This is a genomic window from Sulfuriferula sp. (genome assembly GCF_054605375.1).
The window spans coordinates 1-1,232 of the sequence record NZ_JBTSEG010000054.1 but is presented as its reverse complement, the minus strand read 5'-3'; the positions used below and the strand labels follow the sequence as shown (position 1 = coordinate 1,232).

1 protein-coding gene and 1 pseudogene are annotated in these 1,232 nt (G+C 55.4%); both read left to right on the top strand.

Annotated features, from left to right (window positions below; genetic code table 11):
- Positions 1-574, top strand: a pseudogene (locus ACYCZJ_RS16105) (FAD-dependent oxidoreductase); the annotation flags it as partial.
- Entirely contained in the window at positions 571-864 is a 294-nt protein-coding gene (locus tag ACYCZJ_RS16100; protein ID WP_461555241.1) for a ferredoxin family protein, read from the top strand. The pseudogene ACYCZJ_RS16105 and the gene ACYCZJ_RS16100, both read left to right, overlap by 4 nt.
- Positions 865-1,232 lie beyond the last annotated feature (368 nt).

Genomic DNA, 1,232 nt, shown 5'->3' with positions numbered 1-1,232 from the left:
GTCCGATTTCATGGCGCAGAAAACCACCCCCTTCGAACTGCTGGAACGCACCAAGGCGCATCCCGCCATCAAGCCGCTATTGCAAGGCGGAGAGATGAAGGAATACTCCGCCCATCTCATCCCTGAAGGCGGCTACCATGCGATTCCCCAAGTGTACGGCGACGGTTGGCTGATCGTGGGCGACTCCGGCATGTTCGTCAACGCGGTGCATCGCGAAGGCTCCAATCTAGCGATGACCACCGGGCGCATAGCCGCGGAAACAGTGATCGAGCTATACGCCGCGAAAAAGGCCATGAGCGCTCACAATCTGGCCGCATACAAACAGCGGCTGGACGGCAGCTTCGTGATGGATGACATGAAAAAATACAAGAACCTGCCGGATATTTTTCACACCAACAAGCAGTTCTTCACCACCTATCCCGAGTTGCTGAACCGTTCCGCCTATACCCTGCTCACGGTGGACGGCGAGGGAAAACGGGCCAAGGAGAACGCGATTTTCAACAGTTTTCGCGAACGCCGCACGCTGTTCGGCATGCTGGGCGACGCCTTCAAACTATGGAGGGCAATACGATGACAACGACTGCGAAAGTCGAAGAAAGCCTGTTCCAGAACCGCTACCTGCTGGATGCGGACAACCCCCACATCCGCATCAGAGACCCCGAAATTTGCGTCACAAGCTGCGCAACCAAGCAATGCGCCGTGTGCTGCCCTGCCGGCTGCTACACCGTGGAAGGCGGGAAAGTGATGCTCACAACCGACGGCTGCCTGGAGTGCGGCACTTGCCGGGTGGTCTGCGACACCCATATCAATGTGGAATGGGAATATCCCCGCAGCGGCTATGGTATCCAGTACAAGTTCGGCTGAATCGGTGGTGCATTCCGCTGCGGAGCCAGCAGCCCAGCGGAAGGAACTGGCGTGATTCACACCACATACCCCTTCAGATTTTCGTACCTTAACTCCCCCATACCAGCTAATTTCGTCACCTCGACAAACCTTGATGCAGATCAAGGACAGCGGCGGTCTGGTTCTATATCCTGCATACAGCAGGCATTGGCCTTGTTGTTGCCAGAGAGACTGCCTCCTGGCGGCTTGTTAACCTTACCAACGTCATTTTCATTATGGAGATTGTTATGAATGCAAAATACCTGTTCGTCGCTGCGATTGCCTTACTACCGTTATCCGGCATTGCGCACGCGGCAGGAGATCCAAAGGTAAAAAGCATGATGGCACAT